The organism is Hymenobacter psoromatis, assembly GCF_020012125.1.
Classification (GTDB): domain Bacteria; phylum Bacteroidota; class Bacteroidia; order Cytophagales; family Hymenobacteraceae; genus Hymenobacter; species Hymenobacter psoromatis.
This window is the reverse complement of the sequence record NZ_JAIFAG010000001.1, coordinates 3670992-3686957: the sequence shown is the minus strand read 5'-3', so window position 1 is coordinate 3686957 and position 15966 is coordinate 3670992. Positions and strand designations below refer to the sequence as shown.

General features: G+C 62.9%; 12 protein-coding genes. 5 read left to right on the top strand and 7 right to left on the bottom strand.

Annotated features, from left to right (window positions below):
- The first annotated feature begins 63 nt into the window (after positions 1 to 63).
- The gene (locus tag LC531_RS15885; RefSeq protein WP_223651971.1) at positions 64 to 2760 is read left to right on the top strand and encodes a DUF5686 and carboxypeptidase regulatory-like domain-containing protein; all 2697 of its coding nucleotides are present in this window, start codon (positions 64 to 66) and stop codon (positions 2758 to 2760) included.
- Positions 2761 to 2950: 190 nt separating this feature from the next.
- On the opposite strand, the gene LC531_RS15880 is transcribed toward LC531_RS15885, so the two are convergent.
- Positions 2951 to 3268, bottom strand: a complete 318-nt coding sequence (locus LC531_RS15880; protein WP_223651970.1) for a DUF4834 family protein — start codon at positions 3266 to 3268, stop codon at positions 2951 to 2953.
- Here LC531_RS15880 and LC531_RS15875 point away from each other — a divergent pair.
- Both LC531_RS15875 and rlmB read left to right on the top strand, forming a co-directional pair.
- Positions 3267 to 4565: a GWxTD domain-containing protein gene (locus LC531_RS15875; RefSeq protein WP_223651968.1), complete on the top strand. Its 1299-nt coding sequence runs from the start codon at positions 3267 to 3269 to the stop codon at positions 4563 to 4565. The genes LC531_RS15880 and LC531_RS15875 overlap by 2 nt on opposite strands.
- On the top strand, positions 4538 to 5539 hold the full coding sequence (gene rlmB, locus LC531_RS15870; protein ID WP_223651966.1) for a 23S rRNA (guanosine(2251)-2'-O)-methyltransferase RlmB: 1002 nt from the start codon (positions 4538 to 4540) through the stop codon (positions 5537 to 5539). The genes LC531_RS15875 and rlmB overlap by 28 nt, the downstream gene beginning before the upstream one ends.
- 94 nt (positions 5540 to 5633) lie before the next feature.
- On the opposite strand, the gene LC531_RS15865 is transcribed toward rlmB, so the two are convergent.
- On the bottom strand, positions 5634 to 6614 hold the full coding sequence (locus LC531_RS15865; RefSeq protein ID WP_223651963.1) for a YpdA family putative bacillithiol disulfide reductase: 981 nt from the start codon (positions 6612 to 6614) through the stop codon (positions 5634 to 5636).
- Positions 6615 to 6821: 207 nt separating this feature from the next.
- Here LC531_RS15865 and LC531_RS15860 point away from each other — a divergent pair, with 207 nt between their 5' ends.
- Complete coding sequence (locus tag LC531_RS15860; RefSeq protein ID WP_223651961.1) at positions 6822 to 7742, top strand: class I SAM-dependent methyltransferase; 921 nt, start codon at positions 6822 to 6824, stop codon at positions 7740 to 7742.
- A gap of 20 nt (positions 7743 to 7762) precedes the next feature.
- On the opposite strand, the gene LC531_RS15855 is transcribed toward LC531_RS15860, so the two are convergent.
- The gene (locus tag LC531_RS15855; RefSeq protein WP_223651960.1) at positions 7763 to 8209 is read right to left on the bottom strand and encodes a DoxX family protein; all 447 of its coding nucleotides are present in this window, start codon (positions 8207 to 8209) and stop codon (positions 7763 to 7765) included.
- 44 nt (positions 8210 to 8253) lie between these two features.
- The gene (locus LC531_RS15850; protein ID WP_223651958.1) at positions 8254 to 8706 is read right to left on the bottom strand and encodes a 3-oxoacyl-ACP synthase; all 453 of its coding nucleotides are present in this window, start codon (positions 8704 to 8706) and stop codon (positions 8254 to 8256) included.
- 204 nt (positions 8707 to 8910) lie between these two features.
- On the opposite strand from LC531_RS15850, the gene LC531_RS15845 reads away from it, so the two are divergent.
- The gene (locus LC531_RS15845) at positions 8911 to 11316 is read left to right on the top strand and encodes a glycoside hydrolase family 31 protein (protein WP_223651957.1); all 2406 of its coding nucleotides are present in this window, start codon (positions 8911 to 8913) and stop codon (positions 11314 to 11316) included.
- A 54-nt stretch (positions 11317 to 11370) separates the two neighbouring features.
- Here the strand turns inward: LC531_RS15845 and LC531_RS15840 are convergent, their stop codons facing one another.
- From LC531_RS15840 to LC531_RS15830, 3 genes are read right to left on the bottom strand one after another with little or no spacing between them, the layout of a single operon-like run.
- Positions 11371 to 13344, bottom strand: coding sequence for a glycoside hydrolase family 97 protein (locus LC531_RS15840; RefSeq protein WP_223651956.1), 1974 nt, complete (start codon positions 13342 to 13344; stop codon positions 11371 to 11373).
- Positions 13345 to 13394: 50 nt separating this feature from the next.
- Positions 13395 to 14459, bottom strand: a complete 1065-nt coding sequence (locus tag LC531_RS15835) for a serine hydrolase domain-containing protein (protein ID WP_223651955.1) — start codon at positions 14457 to 14459, stop codon at positions 13395 to 13397.
- A 55-nt stretch (positions 14460 to 14514) separates the two neighbouring features.
- Positions 14515 to 15948, bottom strand: coding sequence for a S41 family peptidase (locus LC531_RS15830; protein WP_223651953.1), 1434 nt, complete (start codon positions 15946 to 15948; stop codon positions 14515 to 14517).
- Positions 15949 to 15966: the final 18 nt, after the last annotated feature.

Here is a 15966-nt window from a genome sequence, read left to right as displayed (position 1 = left end):
TACAACCCATACCTAGCCGGCGGCGGGCCTATCTTGCCCGTTACTTTGGAAATACGTTAGGTTATGCCAATTATCGCGCGCGCATCGTTTTATTACCTGGTTATTTTAGGGCTGATGGCAACGCTGGGGGCGCAGGCCGGCACCATCCGGGGCAAGGTGAGCGGGCCCGACGGCACTGGCTTGCCCTTCGCCAACGTGGCGGTGCGCGGCTCGGCCACCAGCACGGGCTCCAATGAGCAGGGCCAGTATCAGCTGCGGCTGGCGGGCGGCACGTATCAGCTTGTTTTTCAGTACGTAGGCTATAAGCCGCGCACCGAAATCGTGCGCGTGCCGGCCGGCGACTCCACGCTGACTTGTAACATTGCGCTGGCACCCGAGGCCTACAGCCTCACCGAAGTGACGGTGCGTGGGACCGACCGTGACCCGGCCTACGCCATCATTCAGCACGCGCAGCAGTGGCGCGCCTACCACCAGCGCGAGGTGGCGGCCTTCCGGGCCCGCATCTACATCAAAAGCCTGGGGCGGCTGAGCGAAACGCCGAGCAAGATTTTCGGGCTCGTGAAAGTGGGCCCGGACCTCAAGCCGGGCATTTTTTACCTCTCCGAAAGCTTGTCGGAAATTGCCTTTACCCAGCCCGACGTGGTGAAGGAGCGGATGCTGTCGAGCCGGGTAAGCGGCGACTCGCACGGCATTAGCTTCAATCGGGCCAGTGCGGGCCGGGGCCTCAGCTTTTACAATAACCTGGTAAAATCGGGCTTTTCGGAGCGCGGCTTCGTGTCGCCGATTGCTGCCAACGCGTTGCTTTTTTACCAGTACGAGCTGGTGGGCAGCAGCCAGCAAAACGGTGAGTTGGTGCACAAAATCCGGGTTATTCCGCGCCGCCGCTCCGACCCGGTTTTTTCGGGCTTCCTCTACGTCGTGGATGGCTCGTGGCGGCTGCACTCTGTGGATTTGCACCTCAATAAAGATGCTCAGCTCGACTACGTGGACGACCTGCACATTGAGCAGCTGTTTGCGCCCGCCCCCGGCGCGCCCTGGGCCTGGGTTATCCAGTCGCAAAAGCTGGCAGTCGATTTCTCGGCCCTAGGCTTCAAAGGCACGGGCTTCATCACGGCTGTTTTCTCGGACTATAACCGCGTGGTGCCCACTTACCCCGCGCCGCCTACTGAGTTAAAAGTCAAGAATGAAGAGGTAAGAGTTGGAGCGGGCAGTCAACCAGCAACCAGCAACCAGGCACCCATTATCGCCCCGGTCACCACCAAGGAGCTGACTCGCCAGATTAAGCGCGAAAAGCCCAACCTGCGCGGCCTGAGCAAGCAGGTGCGCCAGCAAGTGAAGCAGGCGCAACGCGATTCGCTGCGCAACGACCCCCTCTCTCAAATGAAGCGCGGCCAAGTGCAGTTGGTGGAAAAAGGCGTGAACGAGCGCGACACCACCTACTGGAGCCAGGTGCGCCCGGTGCCGCTGACGGAGGAGGAAAAGGTTGATTATCACCGCAAAGACAGCAGCGAGGTCATCCGCAACTCGCGGCCCTACCAGGACTCGCTCGACCGCAAGCGCAACGAGCTGGGCGTGGGCAAGCTGCTACTCACCGGCTACACCTATAGCAACACCTTCGCCAAGCGCACCTTCGCGGTGCAGCCCATCTTCAACGAGCTGCAATACAACACGGTAGAGGGCTATGTGCTGAACGCGGAGGCCACTTTCACGCAGCGCACCGCCGACCGCCGCTTCGTGAGCCTGACGCCTACCCTGCGCTACGGCTTCAGCAACCACCAGCTGCAGCCCAGCCTAGCCCTGACCTGGCAGCTGCACCCGCAGCAGCTGAGCCAGCTGGGGCTGGTGGCGGGCCGCACTATCGAGAATTTTGACCGCAATTCGCAGCTCACGCCTTTCATCAACTCGTTGTATTCGCTGCTGGCGAATAAGAATTACGCCAAGCTCTACCGCCGCGAGGGGGCCGAAATCAATTACCTCTGGGAGCCGGCCAACGGCCTCACGGTGCGCGGCGCGGCCAGCTATTTTCGGCGCACGCAGCTCTTTAATACCGCCGACTACCTCTGGCACGATGTGCCGGGCCGGGCCTTTACGCCCAACCAGCCAGTGGCCGACGAAGCGCCCGACAATGCCACCGCCTTCGGCCGCAGCAACGCCGCCGTGCTGGGCCTGAGCCTGAGCTACCGGCCCGGCCAGCGCTACATCACGCGGCCCGATATCAAGTTTAATCTGGGCTCGAAGTGGCCCACCTTCAACGTGCAGGGCCGGCTGGCCGTGCCGCACCTGCTGGGGGCCGACGTGCGCTACCTGCTGCTGCAGGGTTCGGTGCGCTATGCGCACCAGTTTGGGCTGCTGGGCACCTCGGCGGCTTCGGCCACGGTGGGTGGCTTCGTGGGCAAGCAGGAGGGCCTGACCTTTGCCGACTACCACCACTTCTCGGGCAACCGCACCCTGCTAGCGGCCGATTTTGCGCAGTTTCAGCTACTCGATTATTACCAGTACAGCACCCGCGCCAGCTACTTCGAGGGGCATTTTAATCATCATTTCAACGGCTTCATTTTCAATAAAGTCCCGTTGCTGCGCGCACTAAAGTGGCAGGAAGTCATCTCGCTCAATTACCTGCACACGGCCCAGATTGGGCAGTACCTGGAACTGGGCGCGGGCGTGGAGCACATCCTCAAAATCATGCGGGTAGATTTTTACACCGGGCTGCAAAGCGGGCAGCGCGCCGGCGCGGGACTAAGAGTTGGCCTGGGTTTCTGACCACGGATTGCTGCGGATTTTTCGGATTAGTCGGATTTTGGGGACGATTCACAATTTGCAGCCTCATAGCTTGCTGGAACTTTATAAAAAAGGCTACCTGAAGAGGTAGCCTTTTTGCTTCGACTTCTTGACGCTAAGCGAATAGTCCCCAAAATTTGATTAATCCGAAAAATCCGCAAGAATCCGCGGTTCAGACTTCTTCATAATCTACATACTCGCCGCCGCGAAATTCGTGTTTGCGTTTATCTTCAACGGTGGGTGGCACGTACTCGACGCGCACCTCGCCGGGCTTGGTAGGCGGCTTTTGCTGGGCTTGCTGTGCCTGCTGGTGGTAGCCGCCACCCATCGGATTGCCACCCATTGGGTTGCCGCCGGGGGGGTAGAAGCCGCCCTGCTGCGCCTTGTGCACCTGCTGCCGCACGAAGCCGCCGAGCACCGCCCGCAATACCTGGGGCAGCACGTACCGTACAAGTAAGAAAAAAACCAGCAGCGAAAGCGTGTAGCCCATGAGTTATCAGAAAAGAAAGGCAATTTACGGCGGGCCGGGGGCTAAGTTTTGGGCGGGAATGCTGCTGGCTGGCTTAGCCAGCCTAGCCACCGCCCCGCGCCAACTCCCTACCCCCGATTTTGCGGGCCTCTACCGCCCGGTGCCCGACCAGCTCCTGCCGGTGCTGCGCCGCGAGGGTGATAGTCTCCGCATTTTTATCAACCACCGAGCTGCCGTGCCTGGTTCCGCCGCGCCCGCGCTGCGCCTCACGGGCTGGGCCGGCTACGAGGCCAAAGAGCCGCTGTGGCAGGAAGTGCGCGCCGCCCGGCCCTACCCCGGCTCCGATTCCAAGGCCCCGGTGCAGGTGCTCACGGCGGCCGTGGCCGCTGCCCGCCTGCCAGCCGGCGCGGTGCTGCAAGTCAGCCTCGACCAGCCCGTGCTTACCAACCAACCCACGGCCGACCAAAACCCCGCCACCACGGCTTGGCTGCACCTCACGCCGGAAGTACTCGCCCGGCCTTTCGTGCTGCTCGACTCGGCCGGGCTGGTGCTCGACCATCCGTATCTGAACGCGGGCGAGGGGGTAGCGGTGGCCGAGTTTGGGCTGGCACAGCCGGTGCGCTGGCGGCGCTACCCCACCGGCACGGCGGCCCTACCCCCCTTCACCGACCCGCGCAGCCAGGTGGCCGCCCCGCGCCGGCTGGCGGTGCTCGACTCGTCGGCTGCGCCCACGGCTCCCAACCAGCTGCTGCGCCTGCGCGCTACCGGCCTCTACGCGCTGAAGGTGGGCGGCGCGGGTGGCGAGGTCGTGCGCACGGTGCCGCTGCTGGTGGTGCCGGCCAGCTTTCCAGGTCAAAGCACCGCGCCCGAAGTCATTGAGCCGCTGCTTTACCTCACCACCGCCACCGAGCGCCGGGCCCTGCTGAAAGCGCCCGAACCCAAGCGGGCCATCGACCGCTTCTGGCTGGATGCGACGGGTGGCGACCAGGCCCGCGCCCGCACGAAAATCCGGGAGTATTATAGCCACGTAACCGCGGCTAATGAGCTGTTTAGCGGGCACAAGGCTGGCTGGCTCACCGACCGCGGCTTGCTCTACGTGGTGCTGGGGCCGCCCCCCAGCGTGCGCCGCCTGCCCGACGGTACCGAGCGCTGGCGCTACGATGCAGCCGGCAGCCGGGGCGAGCCCGTGACTTTCACCTTCCGCCCCCGCCCTAGTACCTTAGCTCCTGATAATTACGAACTGGTGCGCCGGCCCGAGTACGAAACGCTCTGGTATGCCGCCGTAGAACAATGGAGAAGAACGACGAACGCCCGCTAACCGACGGGTTCAGCGATGATTACGTGCCGCGTCGCTTTCGCGAAGGGGCTGAGGGCGGCGAGCGCCCTACCCCCCGCGGCGAGCGCAACGACCGCCGCCCGGCCAGTGGCGACGGGGCCAACCGCGCCCGCCCGCAGCGCCCGTTTTACGATGACCAGGGCCGCCAGGTAACGCCCAGCCGCGACCGCAACGCCACGCCCTACAAGGAGCACAACACCCGCCCGGCCGCCGACCGCAGCATCGACATGCTCTTCGGCCTGCGCCCCATTCTGGAAGCACTGAACGCGGGCCGCACCCTGGACCGGGTTTTCCTACTGCGCGGCACCAAAAACTCGCTCACGCAGGACATCTCGGACCTGGCCCGCACGGCGGGCGTGCCCGTGTCCTACGTGCCCATCGAGAAGCTGGAAAACCTGACCCGCAAGAACCATCAGGGCGCGGTCGCCTTCGTGTCGCCCATCGATTTTGCGCCGCTCGACACGCTGCTGGCCGGCTTGTTTGAGGACGGCAAGGTGCCGTTTATCCTGCTACTGGACCGCGTGACGGACGTGCGCAACTTCGGGGCCATTGCCCGCACCGCCGAGTGCCTGGGCGTGCAGGCTCTGGTAGTGCCCGCCCACGGCGCGGCCCAAATCAACGGCGACGCCGTAAAAACTTCGGCCGGCGCGCTCAATATTCTGCCCGTGTGCCGCGAGTCTGACCTGAGGCAGACCATTAATTTCTTGAAAGACAGCGGCCTGACCATCGTCGCCTGCACCGAAAAGGCCGATGCCGACCTCGGCCAGTCGGCACCCGCCAGCCTCAGCGGCCCCATTGCCGTGCTTGTAGGCTCGGAGGAAGACGGCATCGCCCCCGAGCTGCTGCGCCTCTGCGACCAGCGCCTGCGCATCCCCATGAGCGGCCAGATTAAGAGCCTCAACGTGGGCGTAGCCGCTGGCATCGTGCTGTTCGAAGTAGCGAAAAACCGGGGGTAGGGGCGGGGCTTGCCCCCGCGCAGCGTTGAACGAACCCAGCGCGAGTTGTTCGGGGCCGGTATCGTTCAACGCCGGGCGGCGCAAGCCCCGCACCCTACGCGAGCGCCATTTTACCAACCAGCGCCCGCGCAATCAATTGCGCGTGGTGGCGGCCATTCTCAATAAACCAGCGGCTGGTAGCCAGGCCGCCGCACACGGTGCCGGCCACGTACACGCCGGGGCGAGCGGTTTCGTGGGTTTCGGGGTCAAAAATGGGGGGTAGGGCCGGGTCGCTTTCGTTCAGCGGCAGGGCCAGTTGCTCGGTCAGCAGCGTGTAGTCGGGCCGGTAGCCGGTGAGGGCGTACACGTAGTCGGCGGGCAGGCTGCGTGGGCCGTCGGGGGTAGTAATTTCCACCGTCTCGGGCGTGAAAGCATCGATGGTGGTATTGAAATACGCCTTGATGCGGCCCTCCTTAATGCGGTTGAGCAGGTCGGGCCGAATCCAGTATTTCACGCTTTCCGACACTTCGGGGCCGCGCACCACCAGCGCCACGCGCGCCCCGGCGCGGGTAAGGGCCAGCGCCGCCTTCGCCGACGAGTTTTTGGCCCCTACCACCACCACGTCGCGGTCGGCGTGGGCGTAGGGCTCTTTGTAGTAATGATTGACGTGGGGCAGGTTTTCGCCGGGAATATTCATCCGGTTGGGCACGTCGAAGAAACCGGTGGCCACGACCACGGCGCGGGTGGCGATTTCACCCTTATCGGTTTCCACCACAAAATTGCCGGCCTCGCCACGCAGGCCCGTTACGCGCTCATAAAGGCGCAGGTCGAGTTTTTCGGCCGTGGCCACGCGCTGGTAGTAGTCGAGGGCGTCTTCGCGGTGGGGCTTGTAGCTGGCCATCGGGAAAGGGTGGCCGCCGATTTCGAGTAGCTCGGGCGTGGAGAAAAACTCCATATTAGTGGGGTAGCCCACCAGCGAGTTCACGAGCGCGCCCTTGTCCACGACGGCCGCCGTGAGGCCCTGGCGCTGAATTTCGAGGGCGCAGGCCAGGCCCACGGGGCCGGCCCCAATCACGACAACATCCTTTTCAATCATCAGTCAACAAGTATCAGTTATTAGTCAGTGTTTAACCAACGAGGCGCGGTTGGGTTGGGTTCGGCGAGGCGACCTTTGCAGGCATTGAGTGGAATAGGGGGGGTAGGGTAAAAAAAGAACGTCATGCTGAGCTTGTCGAAGCATGACGTTCTACAAGCTCAGCATGACGTTCTAGTAGATTGTTAAATGATAAATGTTACCTGTTAAATGAATACCTTGCGTTCCTGTGACTTGTGCGGCGGCACCGCTTTCCGGCCCCTGCCCTTCTACTACCTCTTTGATGGCCAGCGGCTGCAAGGCACGCGCTGCACCAGCTGCGGCCTGGGGTTTCTGGACCCGCAGCCCACGCCCGCGCAGCTCGAAAAGCTGTACGGCAAGGAGTATTTCACCGACCGGCCCAACTACGACCGTACCGAGAAGGAAAAAACGTTTATCGAAGAAGGTAAAACGCTGGATTTGAGCCGGGTGAAGGAGGATAAATTCACTACCTATATGCAGCGGCACTACCCCGGCCGGCGCTTTCGGTACCTGGAGGTGGGCTGCGGCCCTGGCTACACCCTCAAAAGCTTGCAAAGCCTGGGCTGGGAAACCCACGGCCTCGAAATATCGGCCCACGCCGCCGACTACGCCCGCCGCGAGCTGGGCCTGCCCGTGGTGACCGGCAACATCGAAACCACCGAGGATTTTGAAGAAAACCAGTTCGACCTGGCCTACCTCGGCGACGTGCTGGAGCACCTGCTGTCGCCGGCGGCGGCCATCCGCAAGTTTGGCCGCATCCTGAGCCCTGGCGGGCTACTGGTGCTGGCCCTACCCAGCGTGACGAACCTGCCGAGTATGCGCCTGGGCTTTGCCGCCTACCAGGCCCTAGGCCGCCAGCGCCGCATGGATATTCCGCCCTACCACCTCTATGAGTTCACGCCCAACACCATTCGCAAGCTACTAGCTAAGAACGGCTTCTCCGTAGTGGATTTGCTCAATCCGGTAAAAGCGCCGGCTAATATCCGCCTGGGCGGCAACCCGCTGGAGCAGGCCGCCAAGCTGGGCACGCAGTACCCCACGTACTGGCTTAATAAGCTCACCGGCCGCTTTGGCGACCGCATGTTCGTGGTGGCGAAGAATGAGAAGTAGCGCGAGGTGAAAACTGCGCGCTACTTCTTGCGCAGCGCTTTGAGCGCCCCGGTTGACCACAGCACCACGCCTATCAGCACGGGCTGGCCGAATAAGCGAGCCAGCCGCTTGCCGTCGGTATCGAGGTTGAAAGCGGAAATATGCTGCGTGTACTGGTGAATATTACCCGGAAAAATAGCTACGTAAAACGCCGCCAGCCCCAGGCCCATGCGCACCCGGTTTTTCCCTTTCAGAAATAGCAGCGCCAGCCCCAGGCCAATTTCGACCACGCCCGAGAGCAGTACCACGGTATCCTTATCCATAGGCACCCAGTCGGGTACCTGCGCCTGAAAATCCTGGCGCACGAAGGTGAGGTGGCCCGTGCCGGCCGTTACCATAAAGCTGCCGAGCAGGCAGCGGGTTACGTTTTGCAGGGTAGTGGTTTTGGGGGCGGGCAGGTTGGCTAGCTGGCGAAGGATGGTTTCCATGCCATTGCATACGGCTAGCTGGCGGCCGGGGTCTGGCCCAGCAGTTAGCTTACCAACTCTACCCGCACCAGCTTGCCGTTGAAGATAACCTCCTCGCCCGCCCGCCGCCCGTGCAGCGCCACCGCCAGCGGCGCGGCCCCCGACACGGCCATAAACTCCTGGCCCCCGGCCGTGCGCAGCCGGCCCGCACTGATGCTCACGTAGAACAGCCCCAGGCTGGTAGCGGCCAGCGCACCGGTGCGCACGGCATCGCTGGCCAGCTCGGGATTTATTTTTTGCAGTGCGGCCAGCAAATTTTGCGCCTCGTGGAGCTGGGCGGCGTGGCGGTCGCGCTCCTGCTGAGCCATCGCGCGGCCGGTTTCGTACTTGTCGCCGGCGCTGCTCTTAGTTTCGGAGTTGCTGGACTCCTGGGCGGCGGCCATGCCGGCGCGGGCCGCGGCGAGGCGGGTGTGCACGTAGGCGAGGCAGGCCGCGTGGCAGTCTGATTTGGAAAACATTATGGCGGAAGAAACGGGTGATAGGGCAAACAAAGGTCGGCGCGGGTGGCAAATCCAAGCCAGACAGCCGTGCCGAAGTAGTAGTATTTCAGTGGAAAATAATCTAAAACCGGCGACCAATTACCGCAGGTGGCTTTCGTCGTCGGGCACGGCCTACTTTAGCGGCGTGGCGGCCGGCTACCCTTTGCCGGCGGCGCGGTTTTTATGCGCAATATTTTCGTAGTAGGCAGCCTGCTGGCCGTGAGCAGCCTAACGCAGCCAGCCCTGGCCGCCGACCCGATTTACCAGGTGCGGGGGCAGGCCGTAAGTGTGCACACCAGCACGATTAATCTGGAAATTCAGGTGTACGCGCCCGGTACGGTGCGTGTGTGGCGTGCTCCAATGGGCGCTAAGTTCCAGAAAACCAGCCTGTCGGTTATTAAAATCCCCGAGGTGGCGGCCAAGTTTGAGGTAACCGAAAGCCCTACCGAGCTGACTATCAAGACCAGCCGCCTGCGCGTGGTGCTGGATGTGCGCAGCGGGACCGTGCGCTTCGCTACCCTGGCGGGCGCGTCGCTGCTGCGCGAGGCCGAGCCCGCCGACTCGCTGTTCACCCCGACCCTCGACGTAGGCAAGCCGTCGCACGTGGTGCGGCAGCGCTTCGCCCTTAGCCAGGGCGAGGGACTGTACGGGCTGGGTCAGTTTCAGGATGGCGTGATGAACTGGCGCGGCCACCAGGTGAAGCTGCGCCAGACTAACCAGTTTGTGGCCAACCCCTTTCTGGTGTCTACGGCCGGCTACGGCGTGTTGTGGGATAATTACTCGACTACCACCTTCCGCGACAACGCGGCGGGCGCGTCATTTGCCTCTGAGGTAGGTGATTATATCGACTACTACTTCGTGTACGGACCCGCCCTCGACGCGGTGGTGGCGGGCTACCGCGACCTCACCGGGCCAGCTCCGCTCTTCGGCAAGTGGGCGCTGGGCCTGTGGCAGAGCCGCGAGCGTTATAAAAGCCAGGATGAGCTGCTGGGCGTGGTGCAGGAATACCGCCGCCGCAACGTGCCGCTCGATAATATCGTGCAGGACTGGCAGTACTGGGGCACCGACAACCACTACTGGAACTCCACCGAGTTTGGCAACCCTGGTTTCCCCAAACCCAAGGAGATGGTGGACCAGGTGCACGCCCTCAACGCCCACCTGATGATATCGGTATGGCCGTCGTTTGGCGATAAAACGGCCATTTTTCAGCAATTGAAGCAGGATAATCTGCTGTACGACTTCAAAAACTGGCCGCCCGACGGCGGGGTGCGGGTCTACGATGCCTTCAACCCCAAGGCCCGCGACATTTACTGGAGCTACCTGAATAAAAACCTGTTTTCCAAGGGTATAGATGCCTGGTGGCTAGATGCCTCGGAGCCGGAGCAGTTTGACCGCGAGGGCCGGATGGACTCGACCCAAACTGCGCTAGGCAGCTTCAAGAGCGTGCGCAATGCCTTCCCGCTGGAACACATCAAGGGCGTGTACACCCACCAGCGGGCTACTACCTCCGACAAGCGCGTATTCATTCTGACGCGCTCGGCCTTTGCCGGGCAGCAGCGCTACGCGGCCGCCACCTGGTCGGGCGATATTCAGGGCAGCTGGGAAGTGCTGCGCAAGCAGATTTCGGGCGGCCTAAACTTCTGCCTGGCCGGCATCCCGTACTGGACCACGGATATCGGGGGCTTTTTTACGGGCAAAACCTACCCCCTCGGTGTGGCGGACCCCGCGTTTCGGGAGCTGTACGTGCGCTGGTTCCAGTTCGGGGCGTTCTCGCCGCTGTTCCGCTCGCACGGCACCGACACGCCCCGCGAGATATATCAGTTTGGCAATAAAGGCGACTGGGCCTACGACGCGCAGGCCCGCTACGTGAGCCTGCGCTACCGGATGCTGCCCTACCTCTACTCGCTGTCGTGGCGCGTCACCAACCAAGGCTATACCCTGATGCGCGGCCTGGCAATGGATTTTCCCCGCGATGCTAAAGTATATGGCATTGATAACCAGTATATGTTTGGCCCCGCCCTACTTGTAAACCCCGTGACGGAGGCGCAGTATAGCCAGCGCGCTCCGGCCGCCGACAAGCCAGGCGTGCTCGATTTCAGCACCATCAAAACGCAAAGCCAGTACCTGCCCGCCGGCACCGCCTGGTACGACTTCTGGACCGGCGAGCGCCTACCCGGCGGCCAGACCGTGACGCGCCTCACGCCGATTGACGTGCTGCCGCTCTACGTGCGGGCCGGCTCCATCCTGCCCCTCGGCCCGGTGGTGCAGTACGCCGCCCAAAAAACCACCGCTCCTCTGGAGCTGCGCATCTACCCCGGTGCCGACGCCGATTTCACGCTCTACGAGGATGAAAACGATAATTACAATTACGAAAAAGGAGTCTACGCCACCATCCCGCTGCACTGGAATGAGAAGACCCAGCAGCTGACCATCGGCCGCCGCGCGGGCCGCTACCCCAGCATGGCCACGGCGCGTAGCTTCAAAGTAGTATTCGTGAGCAAAGGCCAGGGTGCGGGCGACGGCCCGGCCGCGAAAACCGCCCGCGTGGTGCCGTACCAGGGCAATTCGGTGGCCGTGAGCCGACGGTAGGGGGGTAGGGCCAGTTGGGCGGGCTACCGGTTTGTTCAGCCCGCCCAACGGCCTTTACGGCAGCCGACGCAGCGTCAGCACCTGCCCGCCGCCCGCCGCCAGCGCCAGCGGCAGCGTAGTTTCGCGGCTCACGGTCAGCGTTTTCTTCAGCAAATGGTTGGGCTCCGTGGCCACGTCCGCGGCGTCGGCCCACAGGGTGGCTTCGTACTGGCCGGGGGGTAGGAAATCGAGTTTCAAAGAAAGGCTGCGGGCCTGGCTGTTGGTGAGCGCGCCCACGAACCAATCCGTCCCTTGGCGGCGGGCGATGCACACGTACTGCGATACTTCGGCCAGCGGCACGCGGGTTTCGTCCCACACGGTGGGTAGGGCCCGAATAAACTCGAAGCCCGGCTGGCCCTCGTAGGCGGCGGGATAGTCGCAGACCATGCCCAGGTAGCTTTCCAGCACCACGTACATGGCCAGCATGTGGGCGCGCGTGCCAATCATCAGCGGCCGGGTGTACTGCACCCGAAACTGCGCCGGTGGCACCGCCCGGAAGCCGCCCAGGTGGTAATCGGTGGGCCCGGCCAGCAACCGCGTAAAGGGCATGTTGAGGTCGTGGTCGGGGGTGATGGCCGGTCCCCACTTATTATTTTCGTAGTTGAAAGTGCCCTCGCGGGTCAGCTCATTGGGATAGGTGCGCGACAGGCCGGTGGGCTTGGCCGCGCCGTGAAACTGAATGTGGATGTGGTGCGCGGCGGCTTTGCGCAGCATTTCTTCCTGCATCTGAATCATCTGCTGGTCGTCGCGGTCCAGAAAATCGACCATCATGCCCTGCACGCCCCAGGTCTGAAACTGCGCCAGCGCCTTATCCAGCTGCGCGTAAAATGGCTGCCAGTGCACCCACACCCGCAGCCCTACCCCCTTGCTTTTGGCATAGTCGCCGATGCGCTGCATATCCAGCCCCGGCACGGGCTTCGTGATGTCGGTGTGCGGGCCGGGGGAGTAGCCCTCGCCGTCGTTCTGGTACCACGCCGAGTTGCCGTAGCCGATAACCGTGTGGTAGTCAATGCCGTGGCTGGCGCAGAAATCAATGTAATACTGGTTGAACTCGAAGCTGCGGCCGGGCGCGAACGTGGTATCGGGCGAGATATCGCCGTTCCACCAGTGGAAGGCGCTCTTGCCCGGCTTCAGCCAGCTAAAATCCTGCGTGGGCGGGTCGTTGAGGCTGGTGATGATATTGGACTCCAGCAGCGTCCCTACCCGCTGGCCCAGCAGCAGCACCCGCCAGGGCGAGCGGTGCGGCAGCGCGGCCCGCACTTTCACGGCCGTCTGGCCCGGCAGCGGCGAGAGCCGGCTCATCAAAACCCCTTCGTGCTTAGCCAGGTACATACTGGCGTAGTCGCGCAGCGCCGCCTCGGTAATGGCCAGGTAGGGCCCGCCGGGGTACTCAAACAGCGTGGGCATATCCATGAGGGTGTCGGCCCGTACTTTGCTCAAAGGCAGCCGACTATAAAATCCCTCGTGCGAGGTCGTATAATTTTCCCGAAACAGCGTTAGCACTGTGGGATTACCGGCCAGCCGGAAGGTCGAATTCTCATCGGTTAGTACGTAGTCAGTCTGCTTTTCCGACTTGGGAAACTCGTAGCGGAACGCCAGCCCGTCGTCGTAGGCCCGCACCACCAGGTTCACCGGCCGCCCTACCCCCGCTTTTTCGCGCAGGGCCACGGTCAGCTGCCGGTAGTGGTTGCGCACCCGGCTGGCCTTGCCCACCGGCAGGCTATAGTGCTCATCCACCGCGGTTTGGCGGGCGCTCAGCTGCGTCAGCCCCGCGCCCCAGGCCCCGCCCGCCTGGAACACCAGCCCCAGCGGCGACGCCTCTACCACGGGCTTGCCGTGAAAGGTTACGTCGTACTCCGGCGCTTGCGGCGTGAGGCGCAGGCGGTACGTCAGCTGCCCATCGGGCGAGCGGAGCGTCAGTGCTTTTTGGGCGAAGGCGCTGGTAGCCAGTAGCCAGGCGGCCAGCAGCAAGAGGTAACGGGTAGGCATGGGCGGGAAAGGAGGGGTAGGAGCAAGGTACGCAACCGGCCGTCAGCCGCTCATTCCCGCAGCCACTGCGGGGCCCGGTACTCACCCGCCCCGAAGAACAGCGTCAGCACCTCCTCCACCAGCTCAGGTCCGTTAGCGCTGTTGGTGAAAATCAACACGCTTTCTTGCTGGCCAGGCAGGGTCATAAAGAATCCCTTGAAGTTGCCGTTATCACCCCATTGCCACTGCGCCAGCCCCCGGCTGGTGGTGGCCAGCCCTACCCCGCACGCCCAGGCAATGTAGGGGTCGGTGGCGGTGGTGGGCTGCCCGCACCGGTCGGCCGGGGTAGCGGGCGTGCGTAGCAGTTGGGCAGTGGCCGGCCGCAAGCCCTCGCCCGTGCGCAGTGCTTGCAAAAACCGGCTATAGTCGGTGGCAGTGGAGTAGAGGGTAAACCCCGCGTTGGGCTCCGTAAAGTGGTCGATGGGGGTAGGTTTGCCCGCGCTATCGTGGCCGGCACTGGCCGCGTTGGCAAACGACGCGCGCCACTGAAAGCTGCTGTTTTTCAGCCCGAGCGGCTTGAATATCTCTTCCGTAGCCAGTGTTTCCCACGGCTTGCCAGTGATATGCTCCAGCGTTTTCTGTAAAAACGTGTAGCCCTCGCCTGAGTAGTTCCAGCAGCTATCGGGGGCGTATTTCAGGACCAAGGCCGAGGTTTCCCAGCCGGGGCTCGTCGGGTTCTGGGACCAGTTAGGCAGGCCGGCCGTGTGCGCCAGCACCATGCGCGCCGTGATGCGGGCGGCCCGCGCCTGGCCTTGCAGGCGGGGGTAGGGAGCATATTGCAGCAGCGGCTTGTCGAGGTCGAGCAGGTGGCGGTCGAGCAGGCGCAGGGCCACGTAGGCCAGCATTTCCTTGCCCAGCGAAGCCGCCTCAAAGATAGTAGCGTCCATAACGGGCTGGCTCGTGCCGGCCTCGCGCACGCCCAGGCTGTACGTCTGCGTGCGCGGGCCGTGGGTGTACACAAGCTGCATTCCCGGCACCTGGTGGCGCTGCATTAGAGTAGCCAGCTCGGCGGCGTGCTGCGCGTGGGCCGGTAAGGTTGGCAGGACAGCCAGTAGTAGAAGGAGGAGCTTTTTCATAAACTACGGGTAGTCACTGGGTCCGGCTGGCAAGGTAGAGCCAGCCCCCGGTTGCTTATTTCCGTATCCGGTACCAGGCGCGGACCTGCTCTGTCATGTTGGGGGCGGCGGGGTTGAGGCGCACGGTGGGCGCGATGCCCACGTTGTCAATTATCTCGCCGCGCTTAACCCGGAAGCTACGGGAAGTGGGCCAGCCCAGACGCAGTTTGTAGCAGGGTAGCTCCGCGAATTGTAGGTTGGAATAGTCAAGCGTGCCGTAGGAATTTTCGCCAAACAGCGTCGTTTTTTGGCTCTGGCGGGCCAGCAGCAAAAACTGCTCGGTGGTGCTGCCCGAATAGCGGTTTTGCAGCACGGCTACCCGTTTTAACGCGGGGTGCTGCTGGCTCCGCTTCACCCGAAAAACCGAGAATTCTTTTTTGCCATCAGGATTAACAAACTGGCCCTGCCGGGCATCGAGCTTCTTGCGCCGGTTAGCGTATTTCTTTTTCTCCTGCGGGGTCATGTTGGGGTAGAGTTGGCCGCTGTATTTGCTGTTGTTCAGGGCCGTAGACCATAACTCAATTCCGGTTTCCTGCACCGGGCCGGTATAGAGGTAGGGTGCGAGCGAGCGGTAGCTGCCATCCGAGCCGCCGCCGTTGTTGCGCACGTCTAGAATCAGGAGTTTCGTGCGGGCCAGATTCGCGGCATTGGCCTTCGTAATGCTGTCAATGCGCGGGCGGTACTCGTCGCCGAACGAGCCAATTTGGTAGAGGGCCGTGGTATCGTCCAGCATTTGAAAGCTGAGTGGGGCAGCCCCCGGCGGCACGGCTACCGGGCGGGGGTAGGTGCGGTACCACGGCCCATTGATGTTCAGTTCCCCGTCGCGCACCACACGCACCGGGCGGTTTTCCACGCTGTGGTCGCGCATATAGTAGCGGGCGGTAGCCGGGCCGGCCTCGGGGTTGGCAAACGCAAATTTCACCTGCCCTGGCAGCCAGTACAGGCTATCGGCTTTCAGCACAAAGCCTTTATACTGAGCGGGTCCCGAGGCCACGATGCCTACCACGTAGCCGCCGCCGCTCCCGTCAAGCCAAATGCCTTCCAGCGGCTGCTTAGGCCGCGCCGGGTCGTTGAGGTACTGGCGGAAGCTGGCCCGCGTCCAGGGCAGGCGCTCCGTAGCGGTGTACTGCGCCCGAATGGCTGCCGAATCCAGGCGCAAAGCGCTGTTGTTTTGCAAGGCCATGTGTTTATCGTGAAAAAATAACAGCCACTTGTACAGCACTACCCCACAATTGCCCGCGTGCGCCGTATCGGCCTGCGCCCGGATGGCGGCCGTGAGTGAGTCGAGCCGAGGCCGGGTGGTGGTCGTTACCTTGTCGCGGTAGCCGGAGTAGTTAGTTTCAATTAATTGCCGCATCGCCACAAAATTTTGGGCGCAGCCGCAATTGGTGGGAGCTTGGGCGCAACCTAGCAAAGGCAGCCAAAGCAGCAGAGACAGTAGTTTTTTCATAGGCACAAGCGGGCTGGT

Bases quoted from the DNA above. Each gene is read 5' to 3' on its own strand.
- LC531_RS15835 (WP_223651955.1), bottom strand. From the start codon at position 14,459: ATGAAAAAGCTCCTCCTTCTACTACTGGCTGTCCTGCCAACCTTACCG.
- LC531_RS15840 (WP_223651956.1), bottom strand. From the start codon at position 13,344: ATGCCTACCCGTTACCTCTTGCTGCTGGCCGCCTGGCTACTGGCTACC.
- LC531_RS15865 (WP_223651963.1), bottom strand. From the start codon at position 6,614: ATGATTGAAAAGGATGTTGTCGTGATTGGGGCCGGCCCCGTGGGCCTG.
- LC531_RS15850 (WP_223651958.1), bottom strand. From the start codon at position 8,706: ATGTTTTCCAAATCAGACTGCCACGCGGCCTGCCTCGCCTACGTGCAC.
- LC531_RS15860 (WP_223651961.1), top strand. From the start codon at position 6,822: ATGAATACCTTGCGTTCCTGTGACTTGTGCGGCGGCACCGCTTTCCGG.
- rlmB (WP_223651966.1), top strand. From the start codon at position 4,538: ATGGAGAAGAACGACGAACGCCCGCTAACCGACGGGTTCAGCGATGAT.
- LC531_RS15845 (WP_223651957.1), top strand. From the start codon at position 8,911: ATGCGCAATATTTTCGTAGTAGGCAGCCTGCTGGCCGTGAGCAGCCTA.
- LC531_RS15885 (WP_223651971.1), top strand. From the start codon at position 64: ATGCCAATTATCGCGCGCGCATCGTTTTATTACCTGGTTATTTTAGGG.
- LC531_RS15875 (WP_223651968.1), top strand. From the start codon at position 3,267: ATGAGTTATCAGAAAAGAAAGGCAATTTACGGCGGGCCGGGGGCTAAG.
- LC531_RS15830 (WP_223651953.1), bottom strand. From the start codon at position 15,948: ATGAAAAAACTACTGTCTCTGCTGCTTTGGCTGCCTTTGCTAGGTTGC.
- LC531_RS15880 (WP_223651970.1), bottom strand. From the start codon at position 3,268: ATGGGCTACACGCTTTCGCTGCTGGTTTTTTTCTTACTTGTACGGTAC.
- LC531_RS15855 (WP_223651960.1), bottom strand. From the start codon at position 8,209: ATGGAAACCATCCTTCGCCAGCTAGCCAACCTGCCCGCCCCCAAAACC.